Source organism: Reichenbachiella sp. MSK19-1, from assembly GCF_003590315.1.
GTDB lineage: Bacteria > Bacteroidota > Bacteroidia > Cytophagales > Cyclobacteriaceae > Reichenbachiella > Reichenbachiella agariperforans.
In genome coordinates, this window is record NZ_MIER01000002.1 from 1,308,865 (window position 1) to 1,329,046 (window position 20,182).

The following is a 20,182-nucleotide window of genomic DNA, read 5'->3' on the forward strand; positions in this document are numbered from 1 at the left end:
GGCGCTTAAAAGGCGCCTTTTTTTATGACTATGAAAAATCCCTGGACAACATTAAGTGAAAAGGAGGTCTATAACAATCCTTGGATCACTGTAGAAGAGCATCAAGTTTTGAACCCCAATGGTGGAGAAGGAATTTATGGTAAAGTACATTTTAAAAATCGTGCCATAGCCATCGTGCCAATTGATGATGAGGGGAATACATGGCTGGTAGGACAGTATAGATATACATTGGGTGAATACTCTTGGGAGATCCCAATGGGGGGAGGGCATTTGGATGAGGGTATTTTAGATAGTGCCAAGCGTGAGCTTAAGGAAGAAACAGGTTTGACAGCTAGTGATTGGCAGAGCATATCTCGAATTCATACCTCCAATTCTGTGACAGACGAGGAGGGGTTTATATTTCTTGCCAGAGGGTTGGAGTTAGGCGAAACAGCTTTTGATGATACGGAAGACTTAGCGATTAAGAAGGTGTCATTGGCTGAGGCAGTCGGTATGGTGATGTCAGGTGAGATTACGGACAGCCTCAGTATGGCAGGGTTACTGAAAGTCCACATGATATTAAACTCATGATGAGAAGCCAATGACCCTAAAAGAACACTATCAGAAGAATTTTTCTCTAGCATACCCCGTAGTACTAAGTCAGCTCGGACACATCATGGTCTCCGTAGCGGATAGTGTGATGGTGGGGCAGCTGGGAGCTGTACCCTTGGCGTCAGTGTCGTTGGCAATTAGTGTCTTTACGTTATTCATGCTTTTCGGGATAGGTGCATCTTACGGTATGACTCCTTTGGTGGCGACAGCAGATGGAGCGAATGACAAGCGAGCTGCGAGTGGCTATTTGAAAAACGGCTTGGTCGTGAGTGTGTTCATAGGAGTGGTTTTGGTACTACTCTGTTTAGGAGCTGTGATCATTTTTCCCTATCTGGGGCAAGAAGAGGGGGTACTGGAAGGGGCTATTCCATTTTTTAAAGTACTTGCATTGGGGCTATTGCCTTTGATGCTCTTTCAAGCATTTCGACAATTCGCAGAGGGACTTTCCATGACCAAGCAAGCGATGTATATCTCTGTCGCCAGTAACGTACTCAACGTACTGCTCAACTGGGTATTGATTTTCGGACACTGGGGCTTTGAACCTATGGGGATGCTGGGAGCGGCTGTGTCCACATTGATTTCACGCGTGATCATGGTGTTTGCGATGGGAGGTTTTGTGCTGTTGTATCCAAAGTTCGTTCGTTATAGAGCGGTGTATGGTCAGGTGACTATAGCGTGGGGTACTATCAAGAAAATTCTAAAGATAGGCGTGCCAACAGGTCTGCAATTTGTGTTTGAGATCGGGGCATTTAGCGCCTCGGCGATTATGATTGGGTGGTTAGGGGCGATTCCCTTGGCGGCTCATCAGATAGCGATGAATTTGTCAGCGATCACCTATATGACTGCTACAGGTATAGCAGCAGCAGCCTCTATTCGTGTAGGGAATCAGTTGGGAAGAAAGGATTATCTTAACCTTCGTACTGCTGGTGTGACGTGTTTTGTGATGACGATAGTACTGATGGCTGTCTATTCGTTCACTTTCGTGGTGGGTAGATTTGCATTGCCGGAGTTGTATGTTGATAATGAAGAAGTAATCGCTTTGGCTTCTGGGTTACTCGTGGTGGTAGCGTTCTATCAGATATCAGACGGGATACAAACAGTGGGCTTGGGAGTGCTTCGTGGTTTAGGAGATGTGAAAATACCCACTATTGTTACGCTGATTGCTTACTGGGGGATTGCCATTCCGTTTGGATATGTATGTGCTTTTGTCCTGGGGATGAAAAGTACTGGAGTGTGGGTCGGGTTATCCGTAGGGTTGACTTTGGCGGCAGTGGCACATGTGATGCGCTTTAGAAAGTTGACCAAAAGACTAACGGACCAGACTCAGTAAATCCTAGCGAGATATTGATCATTTTCGTCTGTCAATAGTATTTCTATTTCCATCCCGAGAGAAGCTACCACCTCTTTGAGTTTCTCTTGATCTACATATACCCAATCAAACCAATCGCCTAATTTTCCATCGTACTCATATTGGTAGCGGATATTACCATAGTACCCTTCAGGTTTAGGCAAGCCATCTTCATATAGATAGGAAATGTCTGACGAGTCTATAAGAATCTGTCCATTCTCATTTAATAGTGATTTGCAGTGGAGTAGAAATGCATCCAAGCCTTCTAAAGTTCCTGCCAAACCTAGCCCGTTCATGAGGATGAACAATGTGTCGTACTTTTGTTTATGTTTCCAGAAGTCTTCTTTGATGAGTTTTTTCATCCCCGACATGTGCATGGTGTCTATGCAACCGGGAGAGTTGTCAATCGCTGTGACATCTATGTCGAGTGCTTGCATGAATAGCGCATGCGCACCAGCTGCAGCTCCTACGTCGAGAATACTACCTCGGCAGTGTGTGATAGCAAGGTTTTCTAATTCACTAAAGTCTTCGTTCTCTCTGAAGAACACCTCTACAGGCATTTCTTCTGGTTCTCCGTAGGAATTGTGTAGCATTAGAGGCTTTTCAGGAGCTTTTTTGTAAAAGTCCAATATCGCCTGTCCGTGGAGGTCTTTCACTTATTTTCCGAACATATTCATTCCAGACATCATACGCTTGGCTCCACCCATTTTGTTCATGGTCTTCATCATTTTACGCATCTGGTCAAACTGCTTTAGGAGTTGGTTGACCTCTTGGATGGAGGTCCCACTACCGTTAGCAATTCGCTTTTTACGGCTACCATTGATCACGTCTGGGTTTTCTCTTTCGTTGATAGTCATTGATTTGATGATTGCTTCTATAGGTTTGAGCGAATCGTCATCAATGTCTACATCTTTGATGGCTTTGCCTACTCCAGGGATCATACCCATAAGGTCTTTGAGGTTACCCATCTTTTTGATTTGCTCTAGTTGAGAGAGGAAATCATCAAACCCGAAGTTGTTTTTTCGGATCTTCTTTTGAATTCTTTTGGCCTCCTCTTCGTCGAAATTTTGCTGTGCCTTTTCTACCAAGGACACAACATCACCCATACCGAGGATTCTACTTGCCATACGTTCTGGATGGAATATGTCAAGTGCTTCCATCTTTTCACCATGAGAGATGAACTTGATAGGCTTATCTACCACAGTACGGATCGACAGGGCTGCCCCCCCACGTGTGTCACCATCCATTTTGGTAAGGACAACTCCATCGAAATTCAATCTTTCGTTGAAGGTCTTAGCGGTATTAACGGCATCCTGACCTGTCATGGCATCCACGACGAAAAGTGTTTCTGCAGGGTTGAGGTTCTTTTTGAGAGACTCGATTTCTTGCATCATCTGCTCATCTACTGCTAGGCGACCAGCGGTATCGACGATGATGGTTTTTTTGTTGTTTTCTTTGGCGTACTTGATCGCATTTTTAGCGATTTTGAGTGCGTCTTTATTTTCAGGTTCTGCGTAGACATCTACACCGATTTGTTCACCGAGTACTTTGAGCTGATCGATTGCCGCGGGGCGATAGATGTCACAGGCGACTAGAAGTATGTTGCGTTGGCTTTTGAGGTGGTTGGCGAGCTTTCCAGTAAAAGTAGTTTTACCAGATCCCTGTAGACCAGAAATGAGTATGATGTTTGGCTCACCTTTGAGATTGATGTCCTCTTTAGATCCTCCCATGAGGAGTGTGAGTTCGTCAGATACGATCTTGGTGAGTAACTGGCCAGGAGAAACTGCAGTGAGAACGTCTTGTCCTAAAGCTTTTTCTTTGATCGTGTCAGTTACATTTTTAGCTACCTTAAAATTAACATCGGCATCTATAAGTGCACGTCTAATTTCTTTGACGGTAGTTGCAACGTTGATCTCAGAGATCTGTCCTTGTCCTTTGAGGTTTTTGAATGCTTTATCTAACTTCCCGCTTAAATTATCAAACATAGTCTTGTGCGCTTTTGAATTTCGGCAAAGCTAATCATTCGCTAACCAAAAGTCTAGTGTTGAGATTTGGAAATAGCCTAAAATGTAAATGGAGGATAAGGAATTATTCTTGACTCATAGGGATTTGCTTGATCAGTTCTTCGTTTTGATCACTTTCTGCACTATAGCTCAGTGTGAGCGTACCTTTGGACTGATCGTCGGCAATGATCGCATATAGATTGGCTTGATCCGATGGGTTGGTCATACCTTCAAACCGGAAGGATTTGATGATCTTGAGTTGTGAAGGGTGATATTCATTTTTAGAGTATAATCCTACTATATGTTCTTTGCCAGCTTTGAAGTCTTCGGTGAACCCATCTTTTGTCAATGCATTCATGGCTTCTGATAGTGTATCGAAATTATTCGTTTCCATAGGGGATTGATTTAATTAAAGTATGCTTAGCCATACTTACGTGATGACAAGCATCAAGTTGTGACGGGGTGGAATGAAAAAGGAAATAACTATTTAAAGACAGTAGGTGTTTTTACTACTTATCTAAGGATATACATTTTGCCAAAACCATTCTTGAAGCCTTTGTCTCCTGCGGTATCACGGTGTTTGAACTCTTCTCCAGGGTTTTTGATCATGACGCGATAGAGATAGACTCCATTGGCAAGTTGGTCGCCATAGTTATCTCTACCATCCCATGCATACTCAGACAAGTTGTTGCCTATTCTAATACTACCGAGTTCGTCCATAAAGATTTCCCTGACTATACGTCCACTTACGGTCATGATTTGAATTTTGAGATCCTCAGGTATTTTAGACCCAGTTAGTGTAAAGACAAATCGGGTCTGGGTAGAGAATGGGTTTGGATAGGGGTAGAAGTTGGTGATGCTTGATTCGTTAATAACCTCAAAATTGATTTCATAGGGTGCTACACCTGATTCGTTACCTGATGCATCGGTGACTTGTACGCGGAGACTGTGCATGCCATCTTCTAACGTGTTTGGGCTGTAGTCTATGGAGAAGTCTGTGTCTTCTGAGGCCGCCTGCCAGGTGACCTGTGGGTTGCTAAAGGGGATGCGTACATAGTCACAGTCCTCGCAGGGTTGTTTGAGGTAGAAGTTCATCCCTAGCGTGTCTTCCTTGAGTAAGTATTCGTTTTCGTCAGTCATCGTGATATTGATTCTGGCTGTGGGAGAAACTATGTCTCCATCCATTATTTTGATGCCATCAAAAAGAACGTTTAAGATAGGGTTGTATTCATCTCCACTTACTGCCATGAACTCGGCGATTCTCAAACTATTGTTAGTAGTGTATTGCTCGTATTGATCTGCTTTGTTGACTTCTAATACTAGGTCACTGGTTCCGGTATTGTCTAGTGTTTTGAGCGGAATATCGAACTGTACTGAGTCGCCAGTATTAAGAGCTGCGATACGTATTGTGTCTTCAAAAGCCCTATTAAGTGTGCTGTTCAAAAATTTATAATTGACCAGTAGGGAGTCTATATAGTTCTTGGAAGAGATGTTCCAAAAAGTGTAGGAAGAGGTTTGTTCCTGCCCCTCTTGTAACTCTATTTCTTGATTGATAGGGTTGTGGGTTAGGAGTACGCCTTCTGGCACGCTTTCGTAGTTTACTTGCCAGGCTTGTAGTTGGGCAGGAGAGAACATGACAGGGTCAGATAATGCTAACGAAAGTCGAATGTAAGGGTAGGTAGACGCATCTATGAAACTTAAATCATAGGTCATATCTGTTTGGTTTCCCCCCAGTCGAACTTCATTACCTATAGCATCTATTCCAATGATATTGACCTGGGTGATGTCGTCACTTGGGTTGCTCGAAGGGGCAACTTGTAGTGAAGCATTTTGCCAAGTACGTGCTGGACCGATTTTATTGGTAGAGATTTCTCCTGAGTCATAGCTGCCGATTACATCCTCGTTTAAGAACAGAGTTGTTTCGTTCGTCGGGGTAGAACTAGCAACTACTTCAGTCGCTGGTGTACCTGTGTTTTTACTTCCGAGAAAGATAAATGGATCACCCATGACGAGGTTGTCCATCGTGGCACGCTGGATGCCGAATGCTTCCAAAGCAGTTTTGAATTCGTCTGTCCAGATCGAGTAGTCAAAATCTCCCAATGAGAAGATCAAAATTTTATCTCCCGTACTGAGTTCGTTGAGATAATCGATGGGTGTGATTGAGCCACTACTAAAATTGCCTGCATTGAAATTAAAAATATACTGGGGTAATAGTCCACAGATCAGAGGGTTTAGCTCAGCGGGGGTCGTGAAGGTGTATGGACTAAAAGGTGCACTAGACTGACGCTGAAAAGCTAGAAAGTTGATCGTGTTGTTTTGGCAATGTCCGTTGGTTAAGGTAGAGTTGGATACAAAATAGTTTCGCCCAGAAAGCAGGACTTTGGTGTCAGAGTAGGTCTCCGTGGGATGGTTGGAGCCGTAGGTCTGCACATCTAAGTCTAGGGAGGTCGTGATAAAATCCCAGATGCCATTGCTGGTGTCCAGCGTAAGCCCAGTGCTGTTTGATTCTTCCAGTTGGTCATGGCTATGTTGTGCCCAGCCTTCTTGTGTGGATGATGCATCGTAGCTAAATGAGGATACGACCCACTCATCGTTTTCGTCTGGCAATGGGTCTGTATAGCGTGTTCGCCAATAGAATACCGTTTTGTCTGGAATGACTCCTTTGCTGTTCAGGTCAAAGTTAAGTTGTGCGATGACTTTAGCATTTAGCGACTGACTACTTAGATATGGGCTATTGAACGTTTTGACAGTATCGATCTGAAAGTCATAAGAGCGCGCTGTAGAAAAGAGGTTGCTTGACTGGAAGAAAAAATGAGTGTTTGCTTCTGATTGTATGCTGTAATCTGAGGGTAGTAGGTTGAGTGTGCTGCCATTGGTGAGAAATAGATCTACGGTAGCGGAATTGTTGGTTTCATCGAGTTCTGCTACTGCATTGAATGGGTCTACTACCACACGCAAAGAGTTTTGTCCCGAAGCATTGGTGATCTGATTATCTATCACAAAAGAAATCACTTCCTCTCTTAAGACAGGATCGAAAACGAGCGGTCCATAGGTGATCGTGGAACCGTCTGCTAATGTACGGACGACTTGTATAGCCATGGGGGTGTTGTCATAGATACCGAAATTCTTGATGTTGATATCCATTTTAAATGAGTCTACTGTAGCGATCAGTTGTTCGTTGTTAAATGAACTGATTTCGATCAGATCTTCGGATACTGAATAGTCAGCTTTGTCTGCGCCAAAAACCTTTACAGCTGGATCGCCTTGTAGGTTTTCTAATTGCACCTGAGCAATGTTGCTATTGGAATTGCCGTATTGGCTGATGAAAGCTTTGGCAGCTGCTTGTTTGATTTGCCCTACGCCGAGACTATTAGTCGTCTCATCGTTGAATGCATAGGTGTAGAATAGCTCAGTAAAGCGTTTAAGGTCTGAGGGGAATGCGTTGTAACTATGAGCAATGAAGGCTGTCGCGCCTAGATCAGGTGTGAGTATCCAGTCTACACCGAAAGATTCACTTTGCCCCAAAAAATCTCCTGCAAGACAACCATTGACTAGCATGGTAGGGTATTTCCCCTTATTGGCATAGCCAAATGATGGGTCAGAGACTAGCCCAATCTCTATATCGGTGATGGTGCCACTGGAGTGACCAAAGAAAGTAATCATCGATACGCCATCGTTGACTTCATCGGAGATATTAATGAGTTCGACGCTGGTGTTGCTGTTTTTGGAAATCTGAGAAGACTCTCCACCTAGGATGACGTCTGCTGCTTGACTGGCAAAGCCATCAATGTAGTTCTTGAAGGTGTTTAGCTCTTGCTCCGAGTTGCCACCACTGAGATGAACCAAATTTTTCAGTCTCAGCGTGTTGAAAGGTGTCGCATCTTTTTCGATGACTTTGTTGAGGTAGTCTCGAATGTGGTCTGGTTCGGTCGCATTGATACGGCCAGTCGCTAGTGTAGAGTACCCTGTCCCTCCATCAAAGCCAGAAGAAAATTCATCATCTCCTCCTGGATAGCCGAAGGTGGGAACGAAATGTTTAATAGTCGTTGTATTTGGGTTTTGTCGGTAGTATTTGGATGTGATACTAGTACTTTTTCCGATTAGGAAGAGGAATTCTGGCGAGCCATTGTCATACATGTATTGGCAGAAACGTTTGATACCTAGTGGAGAAGGGTTGCCATAGTTGAATTGGTTGTATACTTGATCGATATCAATAGTCAAGACTGTGTGCCCTCCGCCAGCTGTAGACGAGCGGTAGTTGGCGTATGCTTCGACTTGATCTCCAGCATTGTCGGAGGTGTTGGCACGTAGGTCTGGGTGACTCACGATGAGATAGTTGTAGCTGGACGGTGTGATCTGCTGAAAATTCACCGTTTTGATTTCGGAGATGGATTTGTATCCAGACTGTGTGTAGAGTGTGCGGCTTGTATTGGTATTGTCTACGATCGCGTTGAACTCTGATACGAATTCATTGATACCAATGCGGGTTGGCGTAGCGGTGTCAGTGATGTCATACAGTAGGTTGTTGCTAGGGGTGTTTTGTAGGCTGATGTAGGACTTTTCACCTGTACTGGTTTTTAGATTCAAGTAGTGGTCTGAGCTGCCACCTAAGTTAAATGCTTTGCTATATTTTACTTTGATGTAAGCGATAGAGACTCGGTCACTATTGCCATTGACTCCACGGGGTATGGCCTGTACCATGAGTTCGCCGGTAGAGGATATATCTGTCCATTGGAGGTCTTCTTGGATAGTGAAATTTTCGTCATGGTTGAACACTGCTGTTTCGATGAGACGAAGTGAGCTGGCACTTGAGCCTACATAGATTTCTACACTGTGTGAGTTGTTGTTGCCAGCGGTGAGTTGTAGCTCGATGTTAGGAGTGTAGTCGGATTGTACTGTGTTGGTCAGACCTGTGAGTGTACGACTGGTTGTTTGGTTGGTAGAGACAAATGGCCCTGTCCAACCTTCATAATAGTCATAACTTCCTCGCAATGTTTTGTTTGAAAAACCGTAACTGATGCCTTCAAAGTAATTGCTACCGTACACTTCGAGTAGTTCTGCTACGTAGTAGTTTTCGGCGGTGAGTCCATCGATGTTGTTTTCGGAGAAAGAGGTCATTCGTTTTCCAAAATTGAGATCCAAACGGTAGGTGAGGAAATAGGCAGAACTATCACTATACAGGTTATAGTACGTGTGTGGTTGAGCATCTGGAGCTACGTATAGTGGTGTGTCTGTAGTGCCATCATTTTTTTCTGCATAGAATGCCACGAAATCGTTGGAGTTCAGTACGCCATCATTTTCTCCCGAGACATAGATGGCGATTTCCTGTCCTTGGTGAAAAATCTGAAGTTTTCTAGGGTCGAGGCTTCCTACTGGAACCCCCGCAGCAGATAATTCGGTTCTTGTGATTTGATAGATGCCATTTTCGGCGATGGGTATCCTAAAATAGCTCTGGTTAAAATTGATCCATTCATTGCCATAGGGCTGTGCCAGTGCCGTAATAGAACAGATCCAAAGGAGAAGAGAGGGTATGGCGTGTTTACTTCTTATCATTGAAACTCGCTTTTAGGGATAATACATGGGAATAGGGGGACTCTGCCTGATCTCCAATGTCTGTCAGTGCATAGTCGATACTGAACTGGCTGAGCTTGACTCCCACACCGAAGTTGGGCTGGAAGACGGTCTGATAGCTACGGTCAAAATCCTGTATTTCCTGAAATTGCCCAGCACCTACGCGTAGGAAGAACTTATCGACATACCCGATTTCTAGTCCAGCCCGAGGGTCAAGTGAAACCTGGTCTGATTTGATGAGTGTGTTTCGCTTGCCATCGAGTGTGGCTTCTACATCTATAGACATCAAAATACTGAAGCGCTCAATAATACTCACGTGATAACTGCCACCGAGGATCATGCGGGGTAGTGTGATCTCAATAGAGTTTTCTGGGATAGCATTGCCTGTTTGGGTGTAGATATCGGCGATTAGAGAGGTGTTGTGACTCCAAGTATTATAAGTGCCTGTGATGTCACGGAGCATCAGACCGATTTTGAGCTTGTTGATTGTTTTTTGGAATCCAATATCAAGGCCATAGCCCCACGCTGTAGCAAAGCTCCCTGCACTGCGGTAGATGATTTTGGCATTAATCCCGCTCTCTAGCCCGCCGAGGATTTTTAGTTTTCTCGCATAGGAGAACAAAAATGCATAGTCGGCAGAGGAAAAGAATTTGATGTTGTCATAGTTGAGAGCACCATTGGCATCATAGAGGTAGCGCGTGTCAGGGATGTCATCTATTCCGAGGCGGATGGCAGAGATACCGAGGACACTGACATCATCTATGCGCGTCGAAAAGGCCGCATAGTCATAGTTAGCGATCCCAGCGAAATATTGGGCATGCATCAGTGATGCGCTGTATTTGTCCACTTGGTGGTTGAGCCCTGATGGGTTCCAGTAGCCTGATGATACATCGTCGGTTACACTGGTGAAAGCACCACTCATCGCTAAGGCACGAGCATCTACACCAATCGCCAAAAACTCATTACTGTATTTGGGCGTGTTGGTCTGAGCACAGACGCTGAAGTAAAAGAGCCAAAACGTAATGGCGAGTATTAAATATTTCAAATTCGGACTTTAAGAAATAACCTTACAAAGGTAAAAACATTGCCTTGATCCGTGATACGATTGGTCATTTGAAATTCTATTTTGGAAAGAAAAAGTTAATAATCTGACCGAACACTTTTGATTTTTCTTTAGATAACGTGGGATTATTTGTAGAAAAGTGAATAAAAATAGAAAATTACCACCTAGTACTTGGCTATGCAAGGTACTTTTCCGTAACCATTAACTAACTAAACTAAATCTGCCATCTCGTAGGGCGGAGTTGAAAAGTAGAAATTATGATTTCATTGGTAATTGTTCTGTTCATGATCGTCGCTTTTGTGGTGATGGATTTACTCGGATAGAAGTTAACTATAGGCATATGAAAATTGAAAATACACAAGTCCAAATGAGAAAGGGTATCCTCGAGTATTGCGTGCTGAAGATTATTTCGCGCGGAGAGGTATACGCTTCGGATATGTTGGAAGAATTGACTTCTGCTAAGATCATGGTGGTGGAAGGGACTTTGTACCCGTTGCTGACACGGCTCAGAAAGGCGGGATTGGTTGAGTACAAATGGGTGGAGTCCAAGTCAGGGCCGCCTCGGAAATATTATACGATTACCACGGTAGGAGAGGATTTTGCAAAAACTCTCGACGCTACCTGGAAGCAGCTCGTGGCTTCTACCAAGAAGATTTCCAGTCAAGCATCATGAGCATATCTATCAAACATAACCTGAATATCATGACTGTCGGTCGGATAAAATAATATGGCAATGAAAAAAAATATCAGTATAAACATCAGTGGAATTATATTTCACATCGAAGAGGATGGCTACCTCAACCTGAAAACCTATTTGGAATCAATCAATCGGTACTTTTCTACCTACGATGATAGTTCGGAGATCATCTCTGATATCGAGAGTCGTATTGCGGAGATATTTTTGAGCAAACTCAGTGATGGCAAACAGGTCATCACACTGGAAGATGTCAGTGGTTTGATACAGACCATGGGTACAATTGCAGATTTCGATGCGGTTGAGTACGGAGATGAGGAAGCTACTGACAAGCAAGAGGCAGCAGAAGAAACTGAATCTGCATCAAAGACTGGCTCTAAGGAAAAAACTGACGATTTTGGGAAGAAAACGCTCTACCGTGATGACAGACGCAAAGTACTCGGCGGTGTAGCAGCAGGAATTGCTTATTATTTCTCGATTGACCCTTTATGGATTCGTTTAGTGATGCTTGCCATGCTACTTAATGTCTTCATTTTAGGATTTAGTGGAGCAGTGTTTTTGGCTTACATCGTCCTATGGATGGTGATACCTGTCTCTACTGATTTAGGCGACCAAGAGAGTGTCAAGAAGATGTTTAGGGATCCAGAAAACCAAGTTTTGGGAGGGATCGCATCGGGTATAGCGGCTTACTTTGGGATAGATGTGACAGTGGTTCGTCTGTTATTTGTCGTTTCAATATTTCTCGGAGGGTCAGGCTTAGTGCTTTATATCATTCTGTGGATGATCACGCCAGTCGCTAAGACGATCACCGAAAAGATGCAAATGCAAGGAGAGCCAGTCACTTTGTCGAATATTCAGCAAAGTGTAACGAGAGGTTTGAAAACCAAAGAGGGCGAAGAAAGTACAGTTGCCAAGATACTGCTTTTTCCGTTTCGTGTTATCGCAGAGGTTTTTAGGATGCTAGGTAAGTTGATAGGGCCTATTTCAAAGTTGCTTGTTGATATCGTACGAATCGCTGTAGGTATACTGATCACACTTGTAGGTATGGTGACGATCATAGCTTTGTTCGCTACCATCGGGATAGCTTTAGGTTTGATTAGTTCTCAGGTAGAGTTCTTGTCATTGGGGGCTATTCCTGTCGAGATTATACCTCAGAGCTTTTCTCTGTGGGCTTTTGTATCAATGTTTATTCTGGCTATAGTTCCCGTGCTAATGATTACGCTTTTGGGCATATCTCTGATTGTGAAACGCCTCGTGATTAGTTCAGCGATTGGGTGGTCTGCGTTGGGCGTGTGGTTCATAGGCTTGATAGTGGCTATTGTGACTGTGCCTAATGTCATTGCTAGTTTCCATAGCGAAGGACAGTACAAAGAGACACGTGAATATAAGTTGACTGATGATGAGCCTTTGATCTTAAAGTTAGGACTCGATGATATGAAGGAGATGAAAAAACCTGATCTCGTATTGAGAGGAGGAGAAGATTCGCTAGTGCAGCTTATTGTAATCAAAGAGTCTCGTGGAAGCAGCAGAAGCAATGCGATCGAAAATGCACAAATGGTAGCTTACGAGGTAAGTCAGTTTGGGAACAACCTGATTTTTGATGCAAATTTTCAATTCAAAGAGGGAGCTAAATTTAGAGGGCAGACCGTGGACTTGATTCTTTACATTCCAGAAGGGAAAGCTTTCGTGATGGAGCGTTATATGAGGGAAATTCTCCCATTTCGTCTGGGTAGATCGGATTACAACCGGTACCATATCGACGATGATACTCAGTGGATGTTTACCGATGAGGGACTAACCTGTATCACTTGTGAAAAAGAGAAAGTAGAGGAGGAAGAAATGGATGAAAGCGACTCTTCGGAGGAGAGACTAGAATCTGTAACTCCAATCGGCGAGGATGAAGAATCCTTGGTGTTTGATCTTAAAGATTTTAATGAAATAGAGATCGATGGGATTTACAGGGTGTTTATCGAAGAGAATGATACCTACAAAGTCGTAATCAAAGGATCAGATCAGTTGAAAAAGCAGGTGCAGGTCAAGCAGTTTGATCAAGTACTGGAAGTGGGGTTGGATAACAAGGATTGGAGCTTGATGCAGGACTTGAAAGATGATGATAGACTGGAATTGTACATCACCATGCCGAACATAAACAGACTCGAGGTTGGTGGACTGTGTAAAGTTCAGGTAGATAATTTTGAACTGAACGAATTTGAAGTAGATGTGTCGGGAGCTTCTAGTTGTGATCTTCGGGTGCAGGTTAAAGAATTGGAAGCGGATATGTCTGGTGCAGCTGTATTGGAGCTGTCAGGCACTGCAGATTATTTGGGAGTAGATTTGTCGGGAGCGTCTAACCTGAGGGCGTATAATTTCCGAGCCAAAGAGGTAAATGTTGAAGCAGGAGGTGCTTCATCGGCCAAAGTTTATGCACGCGAAAGCATCGAAGCAAGTGCGTCGGGGATTAGTAATATTCGCTACAAAGGTTCACCTGAGTCAATCGATATTCACGAAAGTGGAGTGAGTAAAATCCGTGATGCAGATGACGACTAATCTAGGATAACAAAAGGTAGACAACCCGAATCATATATGGTTCGGGTTTTTTATTGATTAATTTTCAAGCTCAATGCAACCCTTTTTTATAGATCTCCATCTTGTATATGATTGATAAGATCATGAGAAGCGAAACCAAATCAACATATAGTGACTTAGAGCTAGTAAAACGGTGTAAAAGACGTGATGCCAAAGCGCAACGGTATCTCTATGAGAAAGAGTCGAGTGTAATGCTGACCGTCTGTAGAAGGTATCTCGCGGATGATAGCACAGCAGAAGAGCTCATGTTGATCGGGTTTATGAAGGTGTTTGAGAAAATAGATCAGTTCAAGTTGTCGGGTAGTTTGCAGGGCTGGATACGTCGAATCATGGTCAACACTTGCCTAGAATGGATTCGCAAAAATAAGGCACTCTATATGGAGGTAGATATAGTAGATGCCGAGCATGAGATAGATCATCTGACTGTCTCAGATGCTCTGGAGTCAGATGACCTACTTGCGATGGTTCAGGAGTTGCCTCAGGGGTATAGAACGGTGTTCAACATGTATGCCATCGAGGGCTATACGCATCAAGATATATCAGCTCTACTTGGGATATCAGTCAATACCTCTAAGTCTCAACTGAGCCGCGCCAGAAAATGGCTTCAGGCTAAGATAGAAGACCATGAGAAGTATGTAGCATTTAAACGACAAGACAATGGGAGTTAACAAGATAGATGATATATTCAAGTCGAGATTGTCTACCAAAGCGTCATTGCCAAGTGACGATAATTGGTCCAAACTGGAAATGATGTTAGACCACCCGTCTGCCACACCAAAACGAGGGATAGTGATATGGCGCGTGGCAGTAGCAGTATTGGTGATCGGTAGCTTATGGGGTTATGGTGTTTGGGAATCCCAAAACTATATTGCTTTTGAGCATAATCTGGAGCAGGTGACGCCAAAGAAAGTATCCATGACTCAGTATATACCGCAGCCCACCACGATCCAACCTAGATTAGTAAAAATAAGAAGATGGGCTGCTCAAATAACGACCCCTGCTATGGCGGCCAAGGGGGCAACAGCAGCATCGCCAGAAGCCTTGCTAGCGGAAGAGGCTTTAGAAATTCCGGTAGTACTACCAGCATTAGATATAGAAGAGAAAGAGCCAGTCGCAGTGAAGGTAGTCTATAAGAGAGGACCAGCGACTCAAACACTGGTAGCTCATGTGGTAGATACTACACATACACCCAAGATCAAAAAAATATTGGATCAAGCCAGAACATTTGATCCATCGGATGTCTGGGCAGATATCCGAGATGCTAAGGATCGTGTTCTCAACGACCCCTTCGCTTCACAACGAGAACAACGTCAAAAACTTAAATAGTTAGAAGTATGAAAACAATTACAAACATAATCGTCATGGGATTGCTATGTCTTGTGCAGACAGTTTATGCGACGGATAGTAGCACGTCAAAGGATACGGTGGTAGTGGAGTTCGGTAAGAACAGCAGGATGATTATAATCGCGCAGAGTCAGGAGGATTTGAAACGCTTGGAGAAACTTGATATCAATCAGATTATCCGTGACTTGAACCTAAATTTAGATAGTACTGCCACGGGAGTGGAAGAGATTGTTATGATAGATTCTGTAGGCACACACTACACACAAGACACTGTTTCGACGAATAGTGATGGTGGATTGGTCTACTACGGAGAGGGTAGTTCGTCCGACTCAGATGAAGACTGGCAGGAAACCGAATGGGACGATGACGATGACGATGACAATGATTTTGATTTCGACTTTTGGAATGGTGAAAAGGATGACCGACGAACCAAAGGAAGTTTTGAGATCGAGTTCGGGATGAACAACTGGATCGAAAAAGGGAAGTTTCCAGATGCCAATGGTGCTTTGTACACCGTCAAGCCTTGGGGCTCGTGGTATGTGGCTTTGGGACATACTAACACCACGCATATTAGTGGGCCACTGATGCTTAATTGGGGAGGGAATATCTCGTGGTACAACTGGAAGTTGGACAATACCAACGTTCGAATTTCTAAGGGACCTGAAGAAACGATGTTCGTGGAAGATAATACCGTGGTTGGCCGAAAGAGTAAGTTAGCAGCGACCTTTATCAATCTAAATCTCGTGCCAATGTTGGATTTCGGACATGAAGACAACAGTCTAAACACCGGCCCGTTTAAACGCTACGGGCAAAGCGGTTTTAGAATAGGAGCAGGGGGCTATGTAGGATATCGCATCGATAGCTGGACGAAGTTCATTTATGAAGAGAACGGAGACAAGCAAAAGGATAAGCAAAAGAGTAATTACTACCTCAACAACTTCCGCTATGGTGTTCGCGTACGCGCTGGGTTCAGAGGGATGGACGTGTTTATGAACTATGACTTGAACAATGTCTTTGCAGAGAATAGAGGACCCGAACTGAATGGTTTTAGCTTTGGTATCATCCTGTAGTGATAATAAGCCAAGACTGTGGGAGAGAACTCTCCCACAGTCTTGGCTTATTCAATTCAAAATTTTAGAGGCACTTCGATCAGTAAAATTCGAGCGTCAGTTTTGGCTGTTACTTCAAAATCAGCTGCTTCCCAAATTCCAATAGCATCTTTAGTACCTAGCTTTTGATCATTGATCTCCACTTCACCTTCTAGGATCATTGTATATACGCCATTATTTTGGCTGTCTTTCAATGAATAGTCTACGCTGTGTCCTTGATCTATTCGACCGAGATGAAACCACGCATTTTGATGAATCCATACCCCATCGTCATCTGAGCTAGGAGATAGAATCTGGTGTAGTTCGTTGTGTGTTTGCTTACCCAATGTAATCTGCTGATACCGAGGTGTGACATTCTTTTTATTAGGGAAGACCCAAATTTGGAGCAAATTGACTTCATCTGCTTCACTAGGGTTGTATTCGCTATGGTACACACCTGTACCTGCACTCATGACTTGCACGTCTCCCGATTTGATGACAGACTGGTTTCCCATGTTGTCTTTATGTTCTAACTCTCCCGTGAGCGGTATCGTGATGATTTCCATGTTGTCGTGCGGGTGAGAGCCAAATCCCTTACTTGCTGCCACTATATCATCATTGAGCACCCGCAGTGCGCCGAAGTTGGTGCGCTCAGGGTTGTAGAATCCTGCAAAACTAAATGAATGATGCGCATCCAACCATCCATGATTAGCATGTCCTCTGTCATCTGCTGCGTGAAATATCGTTTTCATAATTTTTCTGTTTTAGTTCGGCCTATCTTTTTGATTACCTGATTAAGTATACCGTTTAATAACTTTATTTGTTACAACAAATAAAGTTATTTTTTATTTCAATTAATTTCACGAGCTGTTAACAGGAAAATATATATCACTAGCATAATATTGCATCTACTAACTATCAATCCAAAATGAGTAAAGTTCAATGGGTACGAGCTGAGTCAGTAGATGCGCTACAAGGTGTAGTGGATTTGGCAGCTGAGATATGGAACGAGTACTTTCCAGCTATCATAGGTCAGTCGCAAGTGGATTATATGTTGGGGAAGTTTTCGAGTTTGGAGGCGATGTTAGCGCAGCAGTCGGAGGGGTATCAATACTATCTGATTCAGGACAGTGAGGAGTTATTAGGCTATTTTACATTTAAGACAGATAGAACAAAACTTTTTCTAAGTAAACTCTATATCTACGCTGATCATAGAGGTAAAGGTTTAGCTAGAGAAGTGTTGGCTTTTTTGAAAGAACAGGCTCGTGAAGGCTCTGTATCAATTATCCGTCTGACTGTGAACAAAGACAATATTGCGTCAATCAGTGCTTATGAGAAATTAGGCTTTGTGATCATAGAAGAAGTAGTCGTAGATATTGGTGGAGGTTATGTGATGGACGATTATGTAATGGAATACCAAATCAATGGATTCAAAGTTGTGAATATGGAGGCTAGCCATTAGATTATCATGAAATTTATAGAAGTGATCATGAATATTAAACCAATCCTACTTGTACTTACCTCATTGGTATGCCTTAGCCTTTTTATGTTTGATGTGCAGGCACAGTCTATTACGGCAGATTCTACTAAATACCCATACGTGCTCCCGATCTGGGGTCAAAAGGCACAGGATAGAGGTTTTGCAGATCAGTTGCAGTTGCCATTTGGACTCAATGTCAATTATGTCAATGCCTACATGGATTTAGCGATCACGGAGTTTGGTTTGACAATAGGTGGACAGGACTTAAGCGGAATTGTAAACACAGAAACACTCAATTTTACCAGTGTAAACGCCACTACAAATGGACTGAACTATAGAGCGGATGCTTGGATACTTCCATTTGTAAATGTGTACGCTTTGCTGTCAACTGTTACAGGTGGTACCGATGTGAGCTTGCAGCCAACATGGAAAAATTCAGTCGGTGAAACCATTTTGCAGTTGCCTGAGTTTTCTTCAAGTGTAGAATTCGATGCATTGGCATACGGTATAGGTACTACTTTTATATTTGGCTGGGAAGGTTATTTCTTGAGTACAGATGTCAATATCTCCCGAACAGATACTGAATTGCTTGAAAATCAAGTCGGATACTTGACGCTCTCTGCGCGTGCAGGACATCGTTTTTTCCTCAATAAAAATAACCGTGATTTGTTTGTCGCTCCTTATGCAGGTATCATGTACCGCAATTTTATTGGTTCTAAAGGGAATAATGGTTCTATCAATTTTGATGAAGTGTTTCCTGGTTTGCAAGAGAGTTTTGATACCCGTGTTGAGGACAAAATAGAAACCAATCAAGATGAAATTGATGTGTTGAGTGCCAATCCGATTGCCAATGCCGATGAGATTGCCAAGCTCAAGGCAGAAAATCTGGCTTTAAATACTATTAAAACGACCGTAGACGATAGTGGACTTTTTTCTACAGAAATTGACTATTTCATTCGAAAAGATTTGATTCAGACCATTACATTTCAGTTTGGCTTTAATCTACAGATCAATAAGCATTGGATGCTGCGTGGAGAATATGGTGTGTCAGATTCACAGCGATTTTTGATGACGGGTATTCAGTATCGATTTGGTGTACGGAAGAGAGGAATGTAAACTATTCGTCCTCTTTTATCTCCAAGATATCGTCTGTAAAAAAACGTAGGTCTTCGCGAATGTGACTCGATAGTATGACGTGTTTGTTTTTTAGGATAAAATAATTTTTCAAGAAGGAACTGATTTTTTGTTTGACGCTGATGTCCAGTGCAGAGAAAGGCTCGTCGAGTAAGAGTATGTCAGGGTTGTAGGCAAGTGCTCGGCCGATGGCAACACGTTGCTTTTGTCCGCCGGATAGATGGTTTGTAGATTTACCCAGTAGAGAATGGATCTCTAACATGTCGATGATTTCTTTCAATTCTACTTGATCTATACCTTGAGCATAACGCAGGTTTTGTTCCACAGTCATATTAGGGAAGAGAGCATAGTCTTGAAATACCAGTCCGATGCTTCTGATCTGAGGAGCGAGATGTTTATTGTTTTGATCCCATATCATGTCGTTGAAGCTGATTTTTCCCTCAAATCTATGATTGAGACCAGCGATGGCATGTAGTAGCGAACTTTTGCCTACACCTGATTTACCAAACAGTCCGAGTGTGTTGCCGGGTTTTAGTGTGAACGAAATAGGAGTTGAGAACTGCTCGAACTGGAGACTGATTTCGGTGATTAACATAGAATGGGACGTGTAGGGTTCTTTTGTAATAACTGGAGTCCCAAGAGTACCACAAATGAAAAAATGACTAAGATGATCGCATATTGATTTGCGATATCATAGTTCATCATTTCTAATTGGTGGTAGATAGCCATGGAGGCGACTCGGGTTTCTTTGGGGATGTTGCCACCGATCATTAGGATCACACCAAACTCACCTATTGTATGTGCAAAAGTCAAAACACATGCTGACAGAATAGATGGTTTGACGTTGGGCAGGAGTACTCGGACGAATGTATGCCAACGGGATTTTCCTAGTGAGTATGAGGCTTGGGTCAGAGTGATGGGGAGCCCTTCTATGGCGGAAAGAATCGGGTTGATCATAAAAGGGAAACTAAAAATAACCGAGGCGATGAGGATACCCTGAAAACTGAATGCAAGTCGTGTATTGAATACTTGATTCCAAGCTTGTCCTAGGATTCCTGATGGACTAAATGCTAGTAAAAGGTAAAAGCCTAGGACAGAAGGAGGAAGTATTAGCGGTAGTGCCACGATGGCTTTGATGAGTTTTTTTCCTATAAAATGATACATCGAGAGGACGTATAGTATGGGGGCGATGACGAGGAAAAGAATAGCAGTGGTGTAGATCGCCAGTTTGCCACTGAGAAGTAGGGGATGCCAAAATTCTTCCATGAGATGGCGAAGAT

Annotated in this window: 17 protein-coding genes; 9 read left to right on the forward strand and 8 right to left on the reverse strand. The window is 43.2% G+C overall.

Features of this window, described 5'->3' with window-relative positions:
* Positions 1-30: 30 nt before the first annotated feature.
* Together BGP76_RS05365 and BGP76_RS05370 are read left to right on the forward strand one after the other, a co-directional pair.
* Positions 31-570: an NUDIX hydrolase gene (locus tag BGP76_RS05365; protein ID WP_119844330.1), complete on the forward strand. Its 540-nt coding sequence runs from the start codon at positions 31-33 to the stop codon at positions 568-570.
* A 10-nt stretch (positions 571-580) separates the two neighbouring features.
* On the forward strand, positions 581-1,921 hold the full coding sequence (locus tag BGP76_RS05370; RefSeq protein ID WP_119843886.1) for an MATE family efflux transporter: 1,341 nt from the start codon (positions 581-583) through the stop codon (positions 1,919-1,921).
* Here BGP76_RS05370 and BGP76_RS05375 read toward each other — a convergent pair.
* The 5 genes from BGP76_RS05375 to BGP76_RS05395 form a co-directional block, all read right to left on the reverse strand.
* Positions 1,915-2,532: a methyltransferase gene (locus tag BGP76_RS05375; protein ID WP_255416064.1), complete on the reverse strand. Its 618-nt coding sequence runs from the start codon at positions 2,530-2,532 to the stop codon at positions 1,915-1,917. The two genes, BGP76_RS05370 and BGP76_RS05375, sit on opposite strands and share 7 nt — an antisense overlap.
* A 63-nt stretch (positions 2,533-2,595) precedes the next feature.
* Positions 2,596-3,924, reverse strand: coding sequence for a signal recognition particle protein (ffh, locus tag BGP76_RS05380; protein ID WP_073118601.1), 1,329 nt, complete (start codon positions 3,922-3,924; stop codon positions 2,596-2,598).
* A gap of 103 nt (positions 3,925-4,027) precedes the next feature.
* Positions 4,028-4,336: a phosphoribosylpyrophosphate synthetase gene (locus BGP76_RS05385; RefSeq protein WP_073118599.1), complete on the reverse strand. Its 309-nt coding sequence runs from the start codon at positions 4,334-4,336 to the stop codon at positions 4,028-4,030.
* A gap of 119 nt (positions 4,337-4,455) precedes the next feature.
* Entirely contained in the window at positions 4,456-9,495 is a 5,040-nt protein-coding gene (locus BGP76_RS05390) for a C25 family cysteine peptidase (RefSeq protein ID WP_119843888.1), read from the reverse strand.
* Entirely contained in the window at positions 9,482-10,558 is a 1,077-nt protein-coding gene (locus BGP76_RS05395) for a PorV/PorQ family protein (RefSeq protein ID WP_073118595.1), read from the reverse strand. The genes BGP76_RS05390 and BGP76_RS05395 overlap by 14 nt, the downstream gene beginning before the upstream one ends.
* 358 nt (positions 10,559-10,916) lie before the next feature.
* On the opposite strand from BGP76_RS05395, the gene BGP76_RS05400 reads away from it, so the two are divergent.
* The 5 genes from BGP76_RS05400 to BGP76_RS05420 all read left to right on the forward strand — a co-directional run bounded on the left by BGP76_RS05400 (position 10,917) and on the right by BGP76_RS05420 (position 16,270).
* Positions 10,917-11,249, forward strand: a complete 333-nt coding sequence (locus BGP76_RS05400; protein WP_073118593.1) for a PadR family transcriptional regulator — start codon at positions 10,917-10,919, stop codon at positions 11,247-11,249.
* A 60-nt stretch (positions 11,250-11,309) separates the two neighbouring features.
* Positions 11,310-13,817 carry a GIN domain-containing protein gene (locus BGP76_RS05405; RefSeq protein WP_158584073.1) on the forward strand — a complete coding sequence of 836 codons (2,508 nt, stop codon included), beginning with the start codon at positions 11,310-11,312 and terminating at the stop codon, positions 13,815-13,817.
* Between the two features lie 122 nt (positions 13,818-13,939).
* Positions 13,940-14,524, forward strand: a complete 585-nt coding sequence (locus BGP76_RS05410) for an RNA polymerase sigma factor (protein ID WP_073120489.1) — start codon at positions 13,940-13,942, stop codon at positions 14,522-14,524.
* Positions 14,514-15,182: a hypothetical protein gene (locus tag BGP76_RS05415; protein WP_073118589.1), complete on the forward strand. Its 669-nt coding sequence runs from the start codon at positions 14,514-14,516 to the stop codon at positions 15,180-15,182. Before BGP76_RS05410 ends, BGP76_RS05415 begins: the two co-directional genes overlap by 11 nt.
* 8 nt (positions 15,183-15,190) lie before the next feature.
* Positions 15,191-16,270, forward strand: a complete 1,080-nt coding sequence (locus BGP76_RS05420) for a hypothetical protein (RefSeq protein WP_147407379.1) — start codon at positions 15,191-15,193, stop codon at positions 16,268-16,270.
* Positions 16,271-16,326: 56 nt separating this feature from the next.
* Here BGP76_RS05420 and BGP76_RS05425 read toward each other — a convergent pair whose 3' ends face one another.
* A complete protein-coding gene (locus tag BGP76_RS05425) occupies positions 16,327-17,040 on the reverse strand; it encodes a pirin family protein (protein ID WP_221409846.1) in 714 nt (237 codons plus the stop codon).
* Between the two features lie 176 nt (positions 17,041-17,216).
* On the opposite strand from BGP76_RS05425, the gene BGP76_RS05430 reads away from it, so the two are divergent.
* Both BGP76_RS05430 and BGP76_RS05435 read left to right on the forward strand, forming a co-directional pair.
* Positions 17,217-17,750 carry a GNAT family N-acetyltransferase gene (locus tag BGP76_RS05430; protein ID WP_119843892.1) on the forward strand — a complete coding sequence of 178 codons (534 nt, stop codon included), beginning with the start codon at positions 17,217-17,219 and terminating at the stop codon, positions 17,748-17,750.
* Between the two features lie 6 nt (positions 17,751-17,756).
* Positions 17,757-18,884 carry a hypothetical protein gene (locus tag BGP76_RS05435; protein WP_139280836.1) on the forward strand — a complete coding sequence of 376 codons (1,128 nt, stop codon included), beginning with the start codon at positions 17,757-17,759 and terminating at the stop codon, positions 18,882-18,884.
* A gap of 1 nt (position 18,885) precedes the next feature.
* Here the strand turns inward: BGP76_RS05435 and BGP76_RS05440 are convergent, their stop codons facing one another.
* Together BGP76_RS05440 and modB are read right to left on the reverse strand one after the other, a co-directional pair.
* Positions 18,886-19,497: an ATP-binding cassette domain-containing protein gene (locus BGP76_RS05440; protein ID WP_119843893.1), complete on the reverse strand. Its 612-nt coding sequence runs from the start codon at positions 19,495-19,497 to the stop codon at positions 18,886-18,888.
* Complete coding sequence (gene modB / locus BGP76_RS05445; protein ID WP_119843894.1) at positions 19,491-20,168, reverse strand: molybdate ABC transporter permease subunit; 678 nt, start codon at positions 20,166-20,168, stop codon at positions 19,491-19,493. The genes BGP76_RS05440 and modB overlap by 7 nt, the downstream gene beginning before the upstream one ends.
* Between the last annotated feature and the right edge of the window lie 14 nt (positions 20,169-20,182).

What these genes read in the sequence shown, in the direction of transcription:
- BGP76_RS05405 (WP_158584073.1), top strand. Translation starts at nt 11,310, where the DNA reads ATGAAAAAAAATATCAGTATAAACATCAGTGGAATTATATTTCACATC.
- BGP76_RS05420 (WP_147407379.1), top strand. Translation starts at nt 15,191, where the DNA reads ATGAAAACAATTACAAACATAATCGTCATGGGATTGCTATGTCTTGTG.
- BGP76_RS05385 (WP_073118599.1), bottom strand. Translation starts at nt 4,336, where the DNA reads ATGGAAACGAATAATTTCGATACACTATCAGAAGCCATGAATGCATTG.
- BGP76_RS05375 (WP_255416064.1), bottom strand. Translation starts at nt 2,532, where the DNA reads ATGCTACACAATTCCTACGGAGAACCAGAAGAAATGCCTGTAGAGGTG.
- BGP76_RS05435 (WP_139280836.1), top strand. Translation starts at nt 17,757, where the DNA reads ATGAAATTTATAGAAGTGATCATGAATATTAAACCAATCCTACTTGTA.
- BGP76_RS05370 (WP_119843886.1), top strand. Translation starts at nt 581, where the DNA reads ATGACCCTAAAAGAACACTATCAGAAGAATTTTTCTCTAGCATACCCC.
- BGP76_RS05425 (WP_221409846.1), bottom strand. Translation starts at nt 17,040, where the DNA reads ATGAAAACGATATTTCACGCAGCAGATGACAGAGGACATGCTAATCAT.
- BGP76_RS05415 (WP_073118589.1), top strand. Translation starts at nt 14,514, where the DNA reads ATGGGAGTTAACAAGATAGATGATATATTCAAGTCGAGATTGTCTACC.
- BGP76_RS05410 (WP_073120489.1), top strand. Translation starts at nt 13,940, where the DNA reads ATGAGAAGCGAAACCAAATCAACATATAGTGACTTAGAGCTAGTAAAA.
- BGP76_RS05440 (WP_119843893.1), bottom strand. Translation starts at nt 19,497, where the DNA reads ATGTTAATCACCGAAATCAGTCTCCAGTTCGAGCAGTTCTCAACTCCT.
- BGP76_RS05430 (WP_119843892.1), top strand. Translation starts at nt 17,217, where the DNA reads ATGAGTAAAGTTCAATGGGTACGAGCTGAGTCAGTAGATGCGCTACAA.
- BGP76_RS05400 (WP_073118593.1), top strand. Translation starts at nt 10,917, where the DNA reads ATGAAAATTGAAAATACACAAGTCCAAATGAGAAAGGGTATCCTCGAG.
- BGP76_RS05365 (WP_119844330.1), top strand. Translation starts at nt 31, where the DNA reads ATGAAAAATCCCTGGACAACATTAAGTGAAAAGGAGGTCTATAACAAT.
- modB (WP_119843894.1), bottom strand. Translation starts at nt 20,168, where the DNA reads ATGGAAGAATTTTGGCATCCCCTACTTCTCAGTGGCAAACTGGCGATC.
- BGP76_RS05390 (WP_119843888.1), bottom strand. Translation starts at nt 9,495, where the DNA reads ATGATAAGAAGTAAACACGCCATACCCTCTCTTCTCCTTTGGATCTGT.
- ffh (WP_073118601.1), bottom strand. Translation starts at nt 3,924, where the DNA reads ATGTTTGATAATTTAAGCGGGAAGTTAGATAAAGCATTCAAAAACCTC.